The 238-nt window shown below is 68.1% G+C and carries 1 protein-coding gene; it reads left to right on the top strand.

What is annotated here, in order from left to right; translation table 11 throughout:
• Positions 1 to 41 precede the first annotated feature (41 nt).
• The coding region (locus AC1RQI_RS17510) for a DeoR family transcriptional regulator (RefSeq protein ID WP_481905879.1) at positions 42 to 238 on the top strand (197 nt) is incomplete at its 3' end.

Genomic DNA, 238 nt, shown 5'->3' with positions numbered 1-238 from the left:
AGACTGAACTCCTCCCCATTGCACGCGCGTTCGGCCGGGTCATGGTCGAGGACCTCGCCAAGCGATTAGAGGTGTCGGCGCAGACCATCCGCAAGGACCTCAACGATCTCTGCGACGAGCGCTCGCTGACCCGCATCCATGGCGGCGCGATCATCGCCTCCGGCGTCGAGAACCTCGCCTACGAGGCGCGCCGCTTCGTCGCCGCCGAGGAGAAGAAGGCGATCGGCGCCGCCGCGGC

It is taken from the genome of Salicola sp. AFF1 (assembly GCF_056783195.1).
This window is presented reverse-complemented; position numbering and strand designations above follow the sequence as displayed.